The organism is Tangfeifania sp., from assembly GCF_055108615.1.
The window spans coordinates 1-19,150 of the sequence record NZ_JBSQIC010000045.1; the positions used below are offsets into that span (position 1 = coordinate 1).

Annotated in this window: 18 protein-coding genes and 1 pseudogene; 16 read left to right on the top strand and 3 right to left on the bottom strand. The window is 42.8% G+C overall.

Annotated elements, in window-relative coordinates; genetic code table 11:
• Nucleotides 1-111 precede the first annotated feature (111 nt).
• The 6 genes and pseudogenes from ACTCNA_RS10810 to ACTCNA_RS10835 all read left to right on the top strand — a co-directional run.
• Nucleotides 112-486 (top strand): annotated as a pseudogene (locus ACTCNA_RS10810) (tail fiber domain-containing protein); the annotation flags it as partial.
• A 6-nt stretch (nucleotides 487-492) separates the two neighbouring features.
• Complete coding sequence (locus ACTCNA_RS10815) at nucleotides 493-1,845, top strand: trypsin-like serine peptidase (protein WP_462947930.1); 1,353 nt, start codon at nucleotides 493-495, stop codon at nucleotides 1,843-1,845.
• Nucleotides 1,846-1,908: 63 nt separating this feature from the next.
• Complete coding sequence (locus ACTCNA_RS10820) at nucleotides 1,909-2,952, top strand: T9SS type A sorting domain-containing protein (RefSeq protein ID WP_462947931.1); 1,044 nt, start codon at nucleotides 1,909-1,911, stop codon at nucleotides 2,950-2,952.
• A gap of 127 nt (nucleotides 2,953-3,079) precedes the next feature.
• A complete protein-coding gene (locus tag ACTCNA_RS10825; RefSeq protein ID WP_462947951.1) occupies nucleotides 3,080-3,214 on the top strand; it encodes a DUF4249 family protein in 135 nt (44 codons plus the stop codon).
• A gap of 7 nt (nucleotides 3,215-3,221) precedes the next feature.
• The gene (locus tag ACTCNA_RS10830; RefSeq protein ID WP_462947932.1) at nucleotides 3,222-5,537 is read left to right on the top strand and encodes a TonB-dependent receptor; all 2,316 of its coding nucleotides are present in this window, start codon (nucleotides 3,222-3,224) and stop codon (nucleotides 5,535-5,537) included.
• 167 nt (nucleotides 5,538-5,704) lie between these two features.
• Nucleotides 5,705-6,286: an outer membrane beta-barrel protein gene (locus tag ACTCNA_RS10835; protein WP_462947933.1), complete on the top strand. Its 582-nt coding sequence runs from the start codon at nucleotides 5,705-5,707 to the stop codon at nucleotides 6,284-6,286.
• Nucleotides 6,287-6,300: 14 nt separating this feature from the next.
• Here the strand turns inward: ACTCNA_RS10835 and ACTCNA_RS10840 are convergent, their stop codons facing one another.
• Nucleotides 6,301-7,503, bottom strand: coding sequence for a hypothetical protein (locus ACTCNA_RS10840; protein ID WP_462947934.1), 1,203 nt, complete (start codon nucleotides 7,501-7,503; stop codon nucleotides 6,301-6,303).
• Between the two features lie 602 nt (nucleotides 7,504-8,105).
• Between ACTCNA_RS10840 and ACTCNA_RS10845 the strand changes: the two genes are divergently transcribed.
• The 8 genes from ACTCNA_RS10845 (at nucleotide 8,106) to ACTCNA_RS10880 (ending at nucleotide 15,681) form a co-directional block, all read left to right on the top strand.
• Nucleotides 8,106-9,515, top strand: a complete 1,410-nt coding sequence (locus ACTCNA_RS10845; protein ID WP_462947935.1) for an anthranilate synthase component I family protein — start codon at nucleotides 8,106-8,108, stop codon at nucleotides 9,513-9,515.
• A 99-nt stretch (nucleotides 9,516-9,614) separates the two neighbouring features.
• On the top strand, nucleotides 9,615-10,265 hold the full coding sequence (locus ACTCNA_RS10850; protein WP_462947936.1) for an anthranilate synthase component II: 651 nt from the start codon (nucleotides 9,615-9,617) through the stop codon (nucleotides 10,263-10,265).
• 140 nt (nucleotides 10,266-10,405) lie between these two features.
• Nucleotides 10,406-11,392: an anthranilate phosphoribosyltransferase gene (gene trpD, locus ACTCNA_RS10855; protein WP_462947937.1), complete on the top strand. Its 987-nt coding sequence runs from the start codon at nucleotides 10,406-10,408 to the stop codon at nucleotides 11,390-11,392.
• Between the two features lie 185 nt (nucleotides 11,393-11,577).
• Complete coding sequence (gene trpC, locus ACTCNA_RS10860) at nucleotides 11,578-12,360, top strand: indole-3-glycerol phosphate synthase TrpC (RefSeq protein WP_462947938.1); 783 nt, start codon at nucleotides 11,578-11,580, stop codon at nucleotides 12,358-12,360.
• Nucleotides 12,361-12,527: 167 nt separating this feature from the next.
• Complete coding sequence (locus tag ACTCNA_RS10865) at nucleotides 12,528-13,121, top strand: phosphoribosylanthranilate isomerase (protein ID WP_462947939.1); 594 nt, start codon at nucleotides 12,528-12,530, stop codon at nucleotides 13,119-13,121.
• 67 nt (nucleotides 13,122-13,188) lie between these two features.
• The gene (trpB, locus tag ACTCNA_RS10870) at nucleotides 13,189-14,370 is read left to right on the top strand and encodes a tryptophan synthase subunit beta (RefSeq protein WP_462947940.1); all 1,182 of its coding nucleotides are present in this window, start codon (nucleotides 13,189-13,191) and stop codon (nucleotides 14,368-14,370) included.
• 127 nt (nucleotides 14,371-14,497) lie between these two features.
• Nucleotides 14,498-15,298: a tryptophan synthase subunit alpha gene (gene trpA / locus ACTCNA_RS10875; protein ID WP_462947941.1), complete on the top strand. Its 801-nt coding sequence runs from the start codon at nucleotides 14,498-14,500 to the stop codon at nucleotides 15,296-15,298.
• Nucleotides 15,299-15,489: 191 nt separating this feature from the next.
• A complete protein-coding gene (locus tag ACTCNA_RS10880) occupies nucleotides 15,490-15,681 on the top strand; it encodes a hypothetical protein (RefSeq protein WP_073170138.1) in 192 nt (63 codons plus the stop codon).
• A gap of 157 nt (nucleotides 15,682-15,838) precedes the next feature.
• Here ACTCNA_RS10880 and ACTCNA_RS10885 read toward each other — a convergent pair whose 3' ends face one another.
• Nucleotides 15,839-16,852, bottom strand: coding sequence for an aldo/keto reductase (locus ACTCNA_RS10885; protein ID WP_462947942.1), 1,014 nt, complete (start codon nucleotides 16,850-16,852; stop codon nucleotides 15,839-15,841).
• Between the two features lie 167 nt (nucleotides 16,853-17,019).
• Between ACTCNA_RS10885 and ACTCNA_RS10890 the strand changes: the two genes are divergently transcribed.
• Together ACTCNA_RS10890 and ACTCNA_RS10895 are read left to right on the top strand one after the other, a co-directional pair.
• A complete protein-coding gene (locus ACTCNA_RS10890) occupies nucleotides 17,020-17,172 on the top strand; it encodes a hypothetical protein (RefSeq protein WP_462947943.1) in 153 nt (50 codons plus the stop codon).
• Complete coding sequence (locus ACTCNA_RS10895) at nucleotides 17,169-17,609, top strand: damage-control phosphatase ARMT1 family protein (RefSeq protein WP_462947952.1); 441 nt, start codon at nucleotides 17,169-17,171, stop codon at nucleotides 17,607-17,609. Before ACTCNA_RS10890 ends, ACTCNA_RS10895 begins: the two co-directional genes overlap by 4 nt.
• Here the strand turns inward: ACTCNA_RS10895 and porX are convergent.
• Complete coding sequence (gene porX / locus ACTCNA_RS10900) at nucleotides 17,587-19,143, bottom strand: T9SS response regulator signal transducer PorX (protein WP_462947944.1); 1,557 nt, start codon at nucleotides 19,141-19,143, stop codon at nucleotides 17,587-17,589. The two genes, ACTCNA_RS10895 and porX, sit on opposite strands and share 23 nt — an antisense overlap.
• Nucleotides 19,144-19,150: the final 7 nt, after the last annotated feature.

Below are 19,150 nucleotides of genomic sequence, written 5' to 3' on the forward strand. Positions count from 1 at the left end.
TGTAATAGAATAAACTGCCTAATAATATTTTATAAATAATTAAATATGTGACATTTAGAAATGTTTATCAGGTAACTTAATTCATTACACACCCTAAGTTCCGATTCGCGTTTCAAAGAGAACATTAGACCATTGGGGAATAAACTTAGTCAGTTAAAGCAGTTAAACGGAATTAGCTACAACCTGAAAAATAATAACCGGGTAATTCCGGCAGACCAAATTTCCGGCTTAACGGAAAAAGAACAGAATGACCTGGCATTGTTAAATAATACCGACCATAAACAGAGAAAGAGACTGGGATTTTTGGCACAGGAAGTGCAGGCGCTTTTCCCTGAGCTGGTTCAGCAAGATGATGAGGGCTTTTTATACGTGGACTATGTAGGGTTGATCCCTGTTCTGGTTGAATCGGTAAAAGAACAGCAGGAACAAATTGATGAGCTGCTTCAACTGGCAAAAGAAAAAGGATTATTAACACCCGAAAAATAGATTACCATGAAAAAAATATTTATACTATTATTTATCGTGTTTGTTGCATTGCAACTGGAAGCGCAGTTAGTTTACGATAAATGGGGGAATATAATTCCGTTTTCTTCGTCTGAGAAATATAGTGTTGAAATAGAAGCATATAATGTACCGAGTTTTGTAATTCCTTATATGGACAATGACTCATTAAGTAGAAAATACAATAATGGAAAATCTGTCGAGGAATTAGGGGCAGAATACACAGGTGGTATTGAGCTTAGACATGAACCAATTTCTTTAAAAGAAAATGGTATTTGTATTAACCTTGAGCACGGAAAATTGTGGCGATATGCTATAGAGGGAGTTACTGCACGTGGTATCGGAGTCGATCTTGGTTTCCCAAAATTACCTAAAGGTACCTATATCGCATTAATTGCCTCCGATACAGCCGTTAATCTAATTCAACCACCTATGGTTTTCCATTCTGAAAATTTATTGGAAAGGCATAAAAAAAGAGGAATAAGGAGCTCTGTTTATGGGGAAGAAATTATAATAGAATATTATGAACCTAATGTACTAAAAGAAAAGGAGGACATTGTAATAAAAAGAATCTCCTATGGTTTCGTAGGGTTTGGAAATCAAAGAAGGTCTTCCTTAAATGACTTGGACTTAAAAAGTGGCTATTGGGGGTCTTCTGAATATTCAGGTTGCCAAAACGATATTGTTTGCACAGATTATGGAAACTATAAAAATGAAGCAAAATCTGTTGTATTTTTGGATATAGAGTTTAAAATTGATGAAGATGGTGATGGTTATTTTGAAACCAAATATAAAAACGGTACAGGCTTTTTTCTTAATAAAGCCGGAGATTACGATGTTAACGATTTTCCTCTTTTAGTGACGGCCGGGCATCTTTATAACTATAAAAAACTTGGTGTAACACCAATTGACATAATTAGCGATATCACACATTTTTATGTTATTACGAAATATGAGAATAAGGAATGTGGTACTGACAATACTGATAATAAGGGAATTCAGCTCCCTGGTTTTTTTAACCGGATAGCATTAGGAAGTTCTTATGATGAAGCCGGATTACCAGGCTATTCACCCAATCATGATTATGCGGTTCTTCAAGCTACTTCAAATATTGATCGGCTTGCAGATTACGATTTGGAATACGGTGCCTGGTATAAGGATCATGATTTTTACAATTCGAGTAATGTTGGCTATTTTTGTATTCATCACCCCAAAGGTGACGTAAAAAAAATTAACAAAGACAATCATAGTGCTGATTTGGTAACATTTGATGGATTTCTGTTAAAATACGATTTAGGACTGACAGAGAAAGGAAGTTCCGGAGCTCCTGTATTTAACTCATAAAGGCAAATAGTTGGTTTTCATGTGGCTGGAGCCTCTGAGAAAAGTTGTGATTTAATCGGGCAAATGACTTCTACAAATGGGACTTTTAATAATCTTTATTTTGAGATAAGTTCTATTATTGATCCAAATGGTGCAGGAGAAGCAAACAGTTCCAACCCCTCCCCTCCGGATCCGTCAGAATTACCAGACCATTGCGATAATTGTATACAAGATGGAGACGAAACCGGAATTGATTGTGGTGGAAGTTGTTATCCTTGCGGGATTCGGGATGTATTGGCCATAAAATCAGATTTGGATTTGCTGGGAGAAAAAAAGAGCCGTTACGAGATTTTTGCAGAACCTGATCCTGGTACATTGCTGGCATTAAAAAGCGGCAACTCCTCGCTGGAAGCTGGAATGAACATTTACTTGAACGGTGGTTTTGAAGTTCAAAAAGGAGCTACTTTTTACGCGGGAATTGAGCCTGAGCTAATGAGCGAACCAGACAGGGGATGTGGAAATTATTGTGCGAATGCACCAGATGTACAACTAACACCGGATGGAGATGGAATTAATGATTATTACGCATTTAGCCAAGCTTTTGCGGTTGAATATGATCTTAGAATATTTGATAGAGCCCAAAATACGTATTACACATCAAACAATCAACCAATTTACGAAAATGGATGGATAATAGCCTGGGATGGAACGGGAGCAGTTCCATATGTAACAACGTACTATGGGACTTTAATACTGACTGATTGCAATGGAAATAGACATCAGGAAAATTTTTATATGACTGTTTATACAAATAAATCTGCCATAATTTTTTCAGATGAGACTAATAATAAAACAGTAAATAAAAATGCAGGTGTAGAAATAGATACTCGAAAGGGGGGTTTAATTGTTTATCCGAATCCATTCCTTAATAAATTAACAATCAATTATTCAGGAAAAACTTTCCCCTTAAAATACAAAATAACTGATTTATCAGGGAGGGTAGTCATTGAAAAAGAAACACTTAACAACAATGAATCAATTAATATGAGTAGATTTTCACCTGGAACCTATATATTAAACGCCAAAGCAGGAGAATACAATCTTGTTCAGAAACTGATAAAAAAATGAATCGACTATTGTTTCCAATTTGACTTATAATTCAATCTCATCAATATAACTCCTTTACTTTAACAGCCATGACAAAACAGGCAGTTTTTCCAATTTTGTATCGGCTGACGTACATTACGACAAATACATAAAATCGTCGGTAAAAGCCCGTATAAACAGCGAGGGAGAATTGCCTTTTAAAGAACCCGTGCAAATCTATTCCAACATTGAAAACGGTTACGGCATTTTTGGGTCGTGTGCAATAACCACCATAAAACTGTAACGAAGTGATGAAAAGAAGTATATTGATTTTATTACTAATTATTCCTTTTCCCGTGTTCGCGCAGGAAAAATTTACCATTAGCGGTTTTGTTGAAAGCCATTCGGAAATGGAGCGGTTAACAGGCGAAACAGTGGTTGCAGGCCCCGGTCTGGGCGTGGCAACCAACAATTACGGTTTTTACAGTTTAACACTGCCGGCTGGCGCTTACAGGTTAACCTGCCGGTTTGTTGGTTATAAAACCCAAACGAAACAGATTGATTTAAAAAACGACACAATCCTAAACTTTCAGCTCGTCACCGGTATAGAACTGGAAGAGATTGAAGTGAAAGCAAACCGGACCGACGAGGCTGCTTCGCAATTATCATCGTTGAGCTTTCTCAACCCGGGCATGGAAAAAATAGACCGGATGCCCGTAATTCTCGGTGAGCGCGATGTACTAAAAACCCTGCAATTTCAGCCGGGCATAAAATCGGCCCGCGAAAACAGCGCAGGCTTTAACGTGCGTGGCGGCAGCAACGACCAGAACCTGATATTGCTCGACGGCGTACCGGTTTACAATGTCAACCACCTTTTCGGTTTCTTCTCCGTGTTCAACAGCGATGCCATAAAAGATGTGTCGATGTATAAAGGGGGAATTCCCGCCCGTTACGGAGGCCGGCTCTCCTGGGTTTTGGATATCTCGATGAAAGAGGGAAACATGAAAGAACCGCACGGGATTTTTTCAATCAGCCCGGTTTCGGCAAGAATGACGTACGAAGCGCCCCTGAAAAAAGATACGGCGGCATTTATTGTATCGCTGCGAAGGACGTTGCTCGATATTCCCATGTTTTTATACCAGACAGCAATAGAACGCGATGGCAATTACGGCTACTATTTTTACGACTTCAATGCAAAAACCAACTGGATAATCAACCCCCGGAACCGGGTTTATTTAAGTTTTTATTCGGGCAAGGACAGCCAATATTATAACAATAACCGCGACGGCACCAACAGCAAACACCGTTATAGCTGGGGAAACATTACTTCGGTGTTTCGCTGGAACCACATTTTTTCTCAAAAACTGTTTTCAGATATTTCGGCCTACTACAGCCGGTACCAGCTTAACAACCACGGAAGTTCAGACTCGGGCGAACAGGAAGTTGTGTTCCGGGCCACATCCGATATGCAGGATTTAGCTTTGAAAGCAGACTTCGATTGGTACCTGTCACCATCTTATACAATAAGATTTGGGGGTAAAGCATCACGCATGCAGTTTGCCCCCAATATTGTTCAGATGAAAGGAATCGATACAGATATTCTTTTAAATGAAGAACAAAAAAACAATTCGTCTCATTTTGAATATTTTGCAGAACATAACCTGAACGCAGGTAAATTCAACCTGAACCTGGGAATGAGGGGCGCTACTTATATTACAGGAGAAAAAACCTACAACCACTTTGAGCCGCGGGCTGCATTTAAGTTTCGGTCGCACACCGGGTTTTCCGCCAATGCGTCCTATACGCAAATGACCCAGTTTATCCATTTGCTGACCAACTCGTCGCTGGGCATGCCAACCGACTTGTGGGTAGCGTCAACCGACGAGGTGAAACCGCAGGAAAGTGAGCAGGTATCGGCAGGCATTGAGCAGCGATTATCAAATTATGTGTTTGGTTTTGAAACCTATTACAAATGGCTGCGCGATGTTATCCGTTTTGAAGAAGGGGCTGTATTCCTGAGTTCGCAAGATACAAAATGGAACGAGAACATTTCGGTGGGCCGGGGCAGGGCTTACGGTGCTGAGTTCATGGCCAAAAAAGTTCACGGAAAATTGACCGGAATGCTTTCCTATACGCTGTCATGGTCCGAAAGGCAATTCAACGAAGTGAACCAGGGGCGCTGGTTTCCGCACAAATACGACCGGCGGCACGATATTTCTTTGCTGGGCGAATACCGGCTTTTTAAAAATGAATACCGTGAAAAATCTATTTCGTTCGGGTTTACCTTACAATCGGGCAACAACCTGAGCATGCCCGATGTGGAATACGAAGGAATGTATTTGCCGGGAGGCAGCGAAAATTCGCGCAGTGTACCCGACTGGCAGCAGTCAAAACAATCGTTCGATAATCCCAACAACCTGAAAATGCCCGTTTTTCACCACCTCGATTTGGGCTACAACACGAAAAGAAAAAAACAGAATGGAAAAACTTACACCTGGTCGTTCTCGGTTTACAACGTGTATAACCGCATGAATCCCTGGTACTATTACAAAAACCCCAGTGGCAAGGTAAAGCAGGTTTCCATCTTCCCGGTAATTCCGTCGGTGGGGTTTAAATATACGTTCTGAGGAAAGACTATGAGACACAAGATTGTTAGATACAAGATAATTAAGCACAGGATAAAAGACGATAGGAAACGGTTGTGGATAAGCATCTTCTTACGTCTTACGTCTTGATACTTAGCTCTTGATACTTGATACTAAAATCTTGATACTAATATTTAAAAATAAAAAACATGAAACGAGTACTACTATTTACATTGGCATTATTTGCAACAGGATTGTTGCACGGACAGGAGAAATTTGAAATTGGCCTGGTTGCAGGAGGCGGTTATTTCAATACGGGCGATTTGGAAAATGAGTTTGATTTTACCAACACCCTTTCTGCAAATGGCGGCGTTTACTTTTTGAAACCGGTTTTTAAACAACAGTTTGTTGAAACCGGCTTGCTCTTTAATTACAGGAAAACGGAGATAAATGAAACGTATCTAAGGGAGGATATGTCTTTAATTGGTGTGTCTTTAAATTCCCTGGAACTGCCCGTAAATTATGGCTTAAAACTGAACAATAACTGGATGGTAAAAGCCGGCCTTTCGGGAGCCTGGTTACTGGCTGAAAATATTGAGCGGGAAAAGTTTGAAATCAACGGGCAATTAGGCGTGGGCTACGATTTGAACCGCGTGAAAATTTTCCTGAACTACCAGCAGGGCATCAATAAAACTGACTTTATGTTAAGAGACGGTGACCGAGGGTTGTTTATTAAACACCGGAGATCGCTTTTAAAGCTGGATATAAATGTTCCAATTTTCAGATTGTAAATTATTCCCGGTTTTCACAGCACCGGCTTCAATTTTTTCATCCAGCCGGCCATCCGGTTTTGGGTGCCGATGTTGCCGGGCCCGATTAAAAGCAACCCGCCATCGGAGGTGCAAATAATCCGGGCTACCTGGTCTTTTACCGACACAAATTTCAGCACCTTTTCATCTACAAGGTTGCCGTTTTTATCCACAAATAATAGCCACGGACCCACTGAGCCTGTAAAAGAGGTTTCGCACTTTCCGCCGGCCATGATGTTGCCATCGGGTAAAACAGCGATTGCCGTTCCGCGTTCCGAGCCTTCGCGGTTGTAGTTCTGCGTCCAGAGTAATTTGCCATTGCTGTCCAGCTTACCAAGAAAAAAGTCATAATCCCAGATTTGCTCTTCAGTCGGTGCATCCGGGTTATAGCACAATCCTGCCCAGCCTCCCACCAGCAGCGAATTATCAGGAGAACAGCAAATACACTGCGGGGTAACTGTTTTTTCGGAAGACGGCAGCAACGATTTCCAAAGCAGATCGCCATCAGAATTTATCCGGTAAACCTGGATGGTGGGTTTTTCTTCGGGAGGTTTTACCTGGCAGGAAAAAGCGATGCTTCCGTCATCTAATGTTCTGATCGCATAACCTGAAACCGGAAAATCTTCTGCAAAAGTAAATGTGGCATTTACGGTTCCGGCTTCATCCAGTTTTTTCAAAACCACCTCCGGTTTATCATTCGTACCTTTAAACGTATTCAGCCACCAGGCACTTCCGGTGTCGTCAACAGCCACAAAGGTCCGCGACAATGAAGAAGACTGTTCAGCTTCTGAAATCCACCGGATGTTAAAGTCTGCATCCACAGCAATCAATCGTGCGAAAGATTCAGATTCCGAAAGAGATGAAATAGCTGCAATCAGAAATCCGGAATTTTTGTCTTTTTCAATATTGAAGGGAATGTCGTTTCCCGGATTTCCCAAAATTTTTGTTTTAATGGTATCACCGTTTTCGTTGCACTGCAGTATCCAGATGTCGAATCCCCGCTCACCGGGCATTTCGCGGGCTCCCAGCACAACAAACCCGCCGCCTGGCAATTCAACCGCATCCACAAAATAGTTGGGAGCGTCGATTTTCAATTGTTTTTCCCACACCAGTTCGGGTATTTGAGAAAAAACAATAAAAGATTGAAAAAGGAAAACAGAAAGGAGGAAAAGGTACCGATGGTTAGCTGAATTTTTCATGGCCGATGATTTTAGATGGTCAGTTGCCAATCATTATTACGATAAATAAAGGTGAATGTTCCGCGAAAAAATTTGTTGTTTTGTTTTATTTTTGAAAAAAAATTCATTCTTTTGAACTGAATTCATTACAAATGATTAAAAATACAAATACAATATGGCTGCCGTGGTGGGGTCTTCTTACTTAAAGTGAGGAGTTTATAGCCATATTGGTATTTTTTAAAGATATTCAAAATGGACCTGCTCCTCGAAAGGGCAGGTTTTTTTGTTTGTAATTGAAAAACAAAATGGTGGGGAGAGCTGTTGAAAGAGAATTCGAAATAAAATTGAAATGAAAGTTTATAGAAATACAAACTGGTGGTGGCGCAGCAACTTTTTACAATTTCCGTGAAGAGAGGCACCGCTATGCATCAGCAGGAAACGGCTCATCGAATCACGGTGAGCCGTTTTTTTTTAGCCCCTCCGGAGAGGGAGAGGAAAGAGAGAAGAAATGTATAAAATGACAGAAATAAATTATATAGCTTAATAAATGGCAGTTTCCCCAAGTCCCCCTTCGGGGGATTTAGGGGGTCAGAAAATGAAACAATAACAATCAAAATAATAAAATGAAAAAATTAAAATTCAAACCGGTAGTCCGCAAAATCCTGGCCGATACAGTCACGCCGGTCAGCATTTACCTGCGGCTACGAACGCTTTACCCGAAAGCCATTTTGCTGGAAAGCTCGGATTACCACGGACATGAAAATGCCTACTCGTTTGTGTGTTTCAATCCGGTAGCCTGCTTCACAGTGAATAACAGCGAGGTAACCCGCGAACTGCCGGACAAGGAAAAAGTAAAGTTCATGCTGTCGGAAAAGCGGAAACTGCACGATGAACTGGACAGCTTTTTTAAACTGTTCGATGTGGATTCCGATGAAATTGAATTGCCTGCCAACGGTCTTTTTGGCTACATCAATTTTGATGCGGTGCAGCATTTCGAGAACATTCAATTTACGGCTGAGAAAAAGGAAGCTTACCAGATCCCGGAGGTGAAGTACTGTTTCTACAAGTACATTGTGGCCATCGACCATCACAAAAACCGGATTCACATGGTGGAAAACCTGCAGGAAGGCGAAGCGTCGCAAATGGATTACATTCATCATTTGCTCATCAATCTGAACTTTTCCACCATCAAATTTCAGCCTAAAAACAACGAAACGTCAAACATTACCGACGAGGAGTACAGGCAGATGGTGACAAAAGGAAAGCAACACTGCTACCGCGGCGACGTGTTCCAGATTGTGCTGAGCCGCCAGTTTTCGCAGGAGTTTGAAGGCGATGATTTTAATGTGTACCGCGCGCTGCGTTCCATTAATCCGTCGCCTTATTTGTTTTATTTCGATTATGGCAGCTACCGCATTTTTGGTTCCAGTCCGGAGGCTGAGTTGCGGGTAAACAACAACAAAGCGACCATCCATCCCATTGCCGGGACTTTTAAACGCACCGGCAACGACGACCAGGACCGCGAACTGGCCGAGCAACTTAGCAAAGATCCGAAAGAAAACGCCGAACACGTGATGCTGGTGGATTTGGCCCGCAATGACCTGAGCAGGAATGCCGAAAATGTGCAGGTGGAAACTTACCGCGAAGTACAGTTTTATTCGCATGTGATTCATTTGGTTTCGCAGGTTACCGGCGACATTACCGACGACACCAACCTGATAAAGGTTTTGGGCGAAACATTCCCTGCCGGTACGCTATCCGGAGCGCCAAAATACAAGGCAATGGAACTCATCGACCGGTACGAAAACCAGAACCGCGGTTACTACGGCGGCTGCATCGGGTATCTCGGTTTCGACCGTTCAGTGAATCATGCCATCATGATTCGTTCATTCCTGAGTAAAAACAACCGGCTTTTTTACCAGGCCGGTGCCGGAATTGTAGCCGATTCGAAAGAAGAAAACGAGCTGCAGGAAGTGAACAACAAACTGGCAGCGCTGAAAAAAGCAATTGAAATGGCGAAAGAGATTAACTAGGAGCCTCTCCCCAACCCTCTCCAAAGGAGAGGGAGTAAGAGAAGCCCCTTCCCCAGGGGGAAGGGAAATAAGAAAAAGAATCTTGCAAAAAAATAGAAAATGATATCAAAAGAAAATAGTCAAAAAAAGAGCTCGCCCCAAACTCCCTCCTTTGGAGGGACAAAGGGAGGCCGCATTCTTGTTATAGATAATTACGATTCGTTCACCTACAACCTGGTACATGCCATAAAAAAGATTACAGGTTTGCCGGTGGATGTGTTCCGCAACGACGAGATTGCACTGGACCAAATTGAGAAGTACGACAAAATTGTACTTTCTCCGGGGCCCGGACTGCCTGAGGAATCCGGGTTGCTTTTGGACATCATTAAAACTTATGCTCCGAAAAAAAGCATCCTCGGCGTGTGTCTGGGCCACCAGGCAATTGGTGAAGCATTTGGAGGCGAACTGCGCAACATGAACCGCGTAATTCACGGAATGGCCACATCGGTTAAACGAACTGCCAGTCGCTCTGTTCTTTTCACCGGGTTGCCCGAATCGTTCGAGGTGGGGCGCTACCACTCCTGGATTGTGGAGAAGGAAAACCTGCCCGAATGTTTCGAAGTGACAAGTTTCGACAACAAAGGAATGATTATGTCGATGAAACACACAACATTTGACTTGGAAGGCGTTCAGTTTCATCCCGAGTCGGTTTTAACACCGCTTGGCGAAAAAATGATTGAAAACTGGTTGAAAAAACCTTCCATCCAATAATTAGCGGGGATATGCAGGATAAAAACAGGCCCTGGCTTCAGCCTGGGCATTATGTAGTTCAAAAAGAAAATCGAAGTGCGTCCACATCAATTCAAAAAAGAAAAAATGTTACACGCACCGCAAAATAAAATTTGATTAACATGAAAAATACTTTGGAATTTTTATTTAAGGGAAACACACTTTCCCGGGTTGAAGCACGGCAAAGTTTGCTGGAAGTGGGAAAAGGAATGCACAGCGAGGTGGAGTTCGCTTCGTTTCTTACGGTTTTTAAAATGCGGCCCATGGTGTCCGAAGAGCTGGCAGGGTTTCGCGATGCCATGTCCGAATTGTGCCTGGTAACCGACCTCTCGGATTATGACCCCATCGACGTGGTGGGAACCGGCGGCGACGGAAAAAACACGTTCAACATTTCCACGCTGGCCTGTTTTATTATAGCAGGTGCCGGCGTGAACGTGGCCAAACACGGCAACTACGCCGTTTCATCCACCAGCGGTTCTTCCAATTTGCTTGAATTAATGGGTTACCAATTCAGCAACGACCCGGCCAAACTGAAAAACGATTTGGATAAAAGCAACTTCTGTTTTATGCACTCACCGCTTTTTCATCCGGCCATGAAACACATTGCGCCGGTGCGCCGTGCGTTGAAAGTCCAGACTTTCTTCAATATGCTGGGACCGATGATTAATCCTTCCTCGCCAAAATACCAGGTTTTGGGTGTAAACAATAAAGAAAATTTCAATCACTACAAAAATGTGTATAAAACCCTTGATGTAAATTTTACGGTCATCAACAGCAACGACGGGTATGACGAGGTTTCGCTGACCGATTCAACCCGTTTTGCACAAAAGAAAACCGAAGGTTATCTTGCGCCGGCAGATTTCGGGTTTGAAAAAATTCACCCCGAAACCATTTACGGCGGGGACACCATTGAAGAGGCCGCACGGATTTTTATGGATATTCTAAAAGGAGAAGGTTCACCAGAGCAGAACAACGTGGTGGTAGCCAATGCCGGATTGGGCCTGAACCTGGTTCATCCTGAAAAAAGTTTGCCGGAATGTGTGGAAATGGCCGGCGAATCGTTGAAAAGCGGAAAAGCATTACAAAAACTGAAAGCAGTGGTTGACTGAAAAAAATAGCACCGTCCCTGCCTCTGTCGGCAGACAGGCTTTAGGGCGGTGAAAATTAAGAACATATGATATAAAAAGGAATTTCTGAAAAATGGTAAAATCTAAAATACCATTTTTCAGAAATTCCAGGTCGCAGATTAATTTAAACGCGACACCGTCCTGAAGGGCGGTGCTAAACAAGAAACATGAACATTCTCGATAAAATAGTTGAAACAAAAAAGGCAGAAGTTGACCGGCAGCAAAAAGTGATGCCGTTGGCGCAGCTCAAAAAATACCCCGGTTACCAGCGGAAATGCAACTCACTGAAAACGGCTTTGCAAAAACACAATTCTACAGGAATCATTGCCGAGTTTAAACAGAAGTCGCCTTCCAAAGGGGAAATCAATTTTGGGGTGAAAGTGGAAGAAGTGACCATAGGATATACCGAAGCCGGCGCAACCGGATTGTCCGTTTTAACCGATTACGAATACTTTGGCGGAACACTGGCCAATCTGGCCAAGGCACGCGAGGTCAATCCGGAAATTCCGATTCTTCGCAAAGATTTTATGATTAACATCTACCAGATTATGGAGGCAAAAGCGTTTGGTGCCGATGTCATTCTGCTCATTGCCGCCTGCCTGGAAAAAGAACAGGCGGAAACACTGGCAAAAAAAGCAAAAAGTCTGGGAATGGAAGTTTTGATGGAAGTGCACAATGCCGAAGAGCTGAAAATAATAAACGACTTTGTGGATATTGTAGGTGTGAACAACCGCAATTTGAAAACTTTTGAAGTGGATGTGGAAACCTCGGTGAAACTGGCTAAGCTTATTCCCGAACGCTTCGTAAAAATTTCGGAAAGCGGACTTGCCGAAGCGGAAACTATTCGTTATTTAAAAAAGCATGGTTTTAAAGGCTTTCTGATGGGCGAAACTTTTATGAAAACGGAAAACCCGGAAGAAGCGTGCAGGAAGCTGGTTGAAAGTTTATAGCACCGTCCCTGCCTCTGTCGGCAGACAGGCTTTAGGGCGGTGTCAGAGATAAACAATTGCACAAGTTTTGGCATGTATTTTTGTGGCAACGCAAACAAAAATCATGACAAAAAATAACTGAAATATTTGATATTATGGTTGATAACCTGAAAATAAAAGTCTGCGGGATGAAATACACCGCAAACCGCGAAGCAGTAGAAAAACTGCCGGTGGATTTTCTGGGGTTTATTTTCTACCCGAAATCGAAGCGGTTTGTGGGGGAAAATACTGATCCCGGGCTTTTCAATTCAGCCAAAACCAAAGTGGCAGTGTTTGTGGATGAAAACGCGTTTGAAATTCTGGGTCTGACAAAAAATCTTGGTTTTGAATTCGTTCAGCTGCACGGAAAAGAAAATTCCCAAACCTGCCGGATGTTAAAAAAACAGGGACTGAAAGTAATTAAAGCGTTCAACCTGAATGATTCATTTAAATTTGAAAAACTGCGGGAATATGAACCGACGGTGGATTATTTTTTGTTCGACACAAAAACTGATTTGCCGGGTGGTTCAGGTAAAAAATTCAACTGGGAAATCCTTGAAAAATACCAGGGAACCGTTCCCTTCTTTTTAAGTGGGGGAATCGGACCGGAGGATGCAGAAGCAATCAAAAAGCTGAAACACCCGCTGCTTTGCGGCATCGATCTGAACAGCGGTTTTGAAGATAATCCCGGAATGAAGAATGTTGGAAAATTGAAAGAGTTTATTACTAAAATACCTATGTGACCTATGTGCCCATTGTGGTTGAAAGAAATACATAGACACATAGAACACATAGAAAAAGATAAAATACATGAAATACACTGTAAACGAAAAAGGATATTACGGGGAGTTTGGCGGGGCCTGGATTCCTGAGATGATGTACGCCAATATCGATGAACTCAGGTGCCGTTACCTGGAGATTATCGAATCACCTGAATTCAGAAAAGAGTTCGACCAATTGCTGAAAGATTACGTGGGGCGGCCGTCGCCACTCTACTTTGCAGGTCGGCTTTCAGAACACTACGGCACAAAAATTTACCTGAAACGCGAGGATTTGAACCACACCGGCTCGCACAAGCTGAACAACACAGTCGGTCAGATTCTGCTGGCCGAAAAGCTGGGTAAAACCCGCATTATTGCCGAAACCGGAGCCGGTCAGCATGGTGTGGCCACCGCAACTGTTTGTGCGCTCAAAGGAATAAAGTGTGTGGTTTACATGGGTAACCTCGATGTGCAGCGGCAGGCACCCAACGTGAAAAAAATGAAAATGCTGGGTGCCAAAGTGATTCCCGTTCACAGCGGCAACAAAACGCTGAAAGATGCCACCAACGAAGCCATGCGTGACTGGATTAACAATCCGGAAGATACGCACTATATCATTGGTTCGGTGGTGGGGCCGCACCCGTTCCCCGACATGGTTGCCCGGTTTCAGTCGGTCATCAGTAAAGAGATGAAAAGCCAGCTTCTGGAACAAACCGGCAGCGAATTTCCAACCCGGATTTTAGCATGTGTGGGTGGAGGAAGTAATGCCGCCGGCGCTTTTTACCACTACCTGGACGATGAACAGGTGGAACTGATTGGCGTGGAAGCCGCCGGAAAAGGGCTCGATACCGGTGAAACAGCGGCCACATTGTTAGTGGGTTCACCGGGCGTGCTGCATGCCAGCCGCACGATGCTCATGCAAAACCGCGACGGGCAGATTACCGAGCCGTACTCCATTTCCGCCGGACTCGACTATCCGGGAATAGGACCGATGCATGCGCACCTGTTTAAAACCGGCAGGGCAAAATACATTGCAGCAACTGATGAAGAAGTGTTAAACGCTGCACTTTTGCTAACTCAAAAAGAAGGAATCATCCCGGCGCTGGAATCAGCTCACGCACTGGCCGCTCTCGATAAAATAAAATTAAATCCCGACGATGTAAATGTCGTAAACCTTTCGGGCAGTGGCAACAAAGATATGGAAACGTATTTGAAGTATTTTGGGTATTGAAGCCCCTCTCCAACTTCTCCCCAAAGTGGAGAGGCTAAAAAAAATCTATTTGTTAATGAAAATCGAAACAAAAATAAATACCTTCTGAAGTCCCTTTGGGGGATTTAGGGGGCTAAATCTTTCAATAATGAAAAACAGAATCAATCAACTTTTTGAAACGAAAAAAGAGAATATATTTTCGGTCTATTTTACGGCCGGTTTTCCTAACCCGGACAACACCGTTGAAATCATTCAGGAACTGGAAAAAAACGGCGTGGACCTCATTGAAATCGGCATTCCGTTTTCGGATCCCACTGCCGACGGGCCAACCATTCAACACAGCAGTGAAATTGCCCTAAAAAACGGGATGACGCTAAAACTGCTTTTTGGGCAGCTTAAAAATATTCGTGAATCAGTAAATATTCCGCTTATTTTAATGGGTTATTTCAACCCTGTAATGCAGTTTGGCCTGGAACAGTTCTGCAAAAAATGCAGCGAAACCGGAATCGACGGTGCTATTTTGCCCGACCTGCCTTTGGAAGAATTTGAAACGCACTACCGGGAGCATTTCAGAAAAAACAATTTGCACAATATTTTGCTGATCACACCGCAAACTCCGGAAGCTCGCATCAGGAAAATCGACGAGTCATCAAACGGTTTTATTTACATGGTTTCATCGGCATCGACCACCGGTGCCGGCAAAAAAGTGGAAGATTTTCACCAGGATTATTTCGAGCGGATTCAGCAAATGAACCTGAAAAATCCGCGCATGATTGGTTTCGGAATTTCAGACCACGACACCTTTGCCAATGCCTGCAAATATGCTAGCGGAGCAATTATTGGCAGTGCATTTGTAAAAGCACTTCAATCCGGAAATGAACTCCAAAATTCCATCAGCGATTTCACCAAAAAAATCACCGGAAACACAAAAACCACGGCAAAAAGTTAAAACCACATTGTCAATGTTATAAAACAGGTTTCCAAGGGGCTCAGGGTAACCGGCAATAATACAGCCAGATAGAAAAAGACTATTTTGTATGCTATTGTTAATGATTGTTAAACCCTATTTTGCAACATACGGTTTATATAAAAATGATGTTATATTAATAGTCGATTCATTAAATCTAAAAATGAAGAGCCATGCTAGAATACGCTAAGATTATTTTACCAAAAGTGAGCTTCAGTAAACAACTGTTCAGGAAAGAACTCACAAAATGCCTGCACTGGATTGAACCTGACGAAGTGCAGGAATTGCACGATTGGTGCTACGAAAATTTTAAAGATAAGTATCCCGATGTATTGGCTGATGTATTTGCCTGCATCGCGGCGTAACAATTTTCAGGCGGGATATATTCCCGCCTTTTTTTGAATTTTACTTTTCTGTTTCTGTCAATAACAAAAATAGTAAAAAGGGTGTTTTGGCATTTATAAAAATATAAAAAACCTGCCCGGATGGGACAGGTTTTTTATGCCGAATTTGTAATGAAATCTATTTCCGATCAGCACCCTGGCGTTCGAACATCCAGCCCGGATATTCAGGTGCCAGCTTGCTTACTTCATCCAGTTTCGCGAGTTCATCCTGTGTCAACTCAATTTCCACGGAATTCAGGTTATCTTCCAGCTGCGCAGGTTTTTTCGCACCAATAATTACTGCAGATACAGCGGGCTGGTGCAGCAACCAGGCGAGTGCAATTTGTGCTACCGATACATTTTTATCAGCCGCAATTTTTTCCATCACTTCCACAATATCGAATGCCTTTTCTTTGTCAACCGGTGGAAAATCGTATTCCACACGACGCCCCTCTTTGGTTTCCTTGTTGCGGCCATATTTACCACTCAGCAAACCTCCGGCCAGCGGGCTCCAAACCATCAATCCAATATTTTGATCGAGCAGTAACGGAACGATTTCACGTTCGAGCTCACGTCCGGCGAGGGTATAATAGGCCTGCAACGAAACAAACTTACTGAGGTGGTTTCGCGCAGAAATTCCCTGCGCTTTCATAATTTGCCAGGCCGCCAGGTTGCTGCATCCAATGTAACGAACTTTACCGCTTTTCACCAGCGAATCGAGCGCTTCAAGCGTTTCTTCCAGCGGAGTTAATGCATCGAAACCATGAATCTGGTACAAATCGATGTAATCCATGTTCAACCGTTGCAAACTTTCGTCAGCCTGTTGCAGAATATGTTTCCGGGTGAGTCCCGAATCATTGACACCTTCTCCCATTTGTCCGCGCACTTTGGTGGCAATTACCAGGTCGTCGCGTTTCAAGCCCAAATCGCGGATGGCCTGGCCGGTCATCTTTTCGCTCAAGCCTTCGCTGTAAACGTTGGCGGTGTCAATAAAGTTGATACCACTGTCAACCGATGTTTTAACCAGTTCATTTACCTGGTCCTGTGGTAAAGCGCCTATGGCGGTCCACATTCCGCGGCCACCAAATGTCATGGTCCCCAAACACAATTCGGAAACTTTTAGTCCGGTATTTCCCAATAAATTATACTTCATGTCTAAAATAGTTTATGATTATAAATAAAGTAAGATCACTTGTATCTTTTCTTTAAAACATGTGAATTTAAAAAAAAGTTTAGAGAAAAACATTTTCTTTTTATTAAATAACTATTTAAACTTATGTCCTTTATTTTGAATAGTTGAATAATCAGTATTTTTAACACATGAATTATGAATGTTTGATTTGCCAGGTAAAATCGCTGCAACAGCGGCTCGATAAATATGAAATTCCGGAAGAAAAAAGAGACCATGTGGTAAGTGAAATGCTGAAAAAAATTGCATTCACCGATCTGGGAAACAGCTTCTATAGGAAATAAAAAAGGCAAAAACCATTTTGTACCTGGGTGACAATTGCGGCGAAATTGTACTCGACAAACTTTTTCTTGAAACCATTTCACATTCCAATGTTTGGTTTGCTGTGCGTGAAACACCTGTGCTGAACGATGCTACCGAAAAAGAAGCACGCGAGGTGGGGATTCATCACGTGGCAAAAATTATTTCCAATGGCGACGATGCTCCTTCTACACTTTTACACCGGATGAGCCCACAGTTTAAAAAAACCTGCCGGCAAGCCGACCTCATCATTTCAAAAGGGATGGGAAATTACGAGGGATTGATGTTTGAAACCGACCCGCGACTTTTCTTTTTACTCATGGTGAAATGCCCGGTTATTGGACAAAAAATTAGCGCAGAAAAAGGAGAATTTGTTGTAAAAAGAAGCCAAAATTGCTCTACCCTTTTGGCACCAGTGTAACCAGGGGTATAATTATTTCCTCGAGCGAAATGCCGCCATGCTGGAAGGTATCTTTGTAATAATTGGCGTAGTAATTATAGTTGTTCGGATAGGCAAAAAAGTCGCTGCCATGGGCAAAAATATAGCTGGTACTCACATTACGCGACGGCAAAAATGCCAGCTTTGGATCGCGTACTTCAAATACCTGTTTTGATTTGTAATTCAGATTTCTACCCAGTTTGTAACGCAAATTGGTGTTGGTTTCACGGTCGCCAATCACCTTCACCGGGTTGTTCACCCTGATGGCACCGTGGTCGGTGGTTACAACAATATGAATGTTATTCTCGGCCAGGCTTTTTATAAGCTCCAGCAGCGATGAATGATTAAACCAGCTCAATGTTAACGACCGATAGGCCTTTTCGTTATTGGCCAGTTCGCGTAACATCTCCATTTCGGTGCGGGCGTGCGAAATCATGTCCACAAAATTGAAAACCATTACCGACAAATCGTTGTCAAGAATATTCCTGAAGCTATCGGAAGTTTGACGATCGCGCCGGATTCCGGAAACTTTCTCAAAATACAACTTCTCATCCCGGCCGCTCCGTTTCAACTGCCGACGCAGGAGTTCTTCTTCGTGCCTGTTTTTATGCCCCTCATTATCATCGTCTTCCCACAATTCCGGATACACTTTTTCTATTTCCGAAGGCATTAAACCTGCAAACATGGCATTGCGCGCATACATGGTTGCGGTGGGCAAAATACTGTAATAAAGCTCATCGGATTCAGTACGAAAATACTCACTAAAAACAGGGCTGAGCGTCCGCCACTGATCGAAGCGAAAATTATCGATAACCAGCACAAAAACTTTCTTTCCTTCATCGAGTAACGGAAAAACGCGTTCCTTAAAAATATCGGGCGATAACAGCGGCCTTTCTCCCGGATCGCGGTTCAGCCAATCCAGGTAATTTTCTTTTACAAACTTGAAAAAGGCTGTGTTGGCATCCTCTTTTTGCATGTTCAGCACCTCATCCATCGCGGCATCTTCAGAAGTACCCAGTTCAATTTCCCAGTGAACCAGCTTCCGGTAAACATCAATCCACTCTTCCCAGGAGAGCCGTTCGTTAATTTTCATTCCCAGCTGCGAGAACTGCATTTGATAAGCCGAAGTGGTCTGTTGTGTCACCAATCTTTTCTGGTCGATGTTTTTTTTGAGTGTCAGCAGAATTTGCTTGGGATTAACAGGCTTAATGAGGTAATCATCAATTTTTGAACCAATGGCCTCATCCATAATATTTTCTTCCTCGCTTTTGGTAATCATTACCACCGGCACATTGGGCGAAAGTGTTTTTATCTGGTTCAGGGTTTCGAGCCCCGACATTCCCGGCATGTTTTCATCCAGAAAAATAATATCGAAAAACTGTTGTTTTACCTTTTCAACAGCATCGCTGCCGTTGTTGGCAGTTTCAACTTCGTAATCCTTTTCCCTTAAAAAAAGAATGTGCGGACGTAATACATCTATTTCATCATCAACCCAAAGTATAAATGGTTTCCTCATGTTTCCT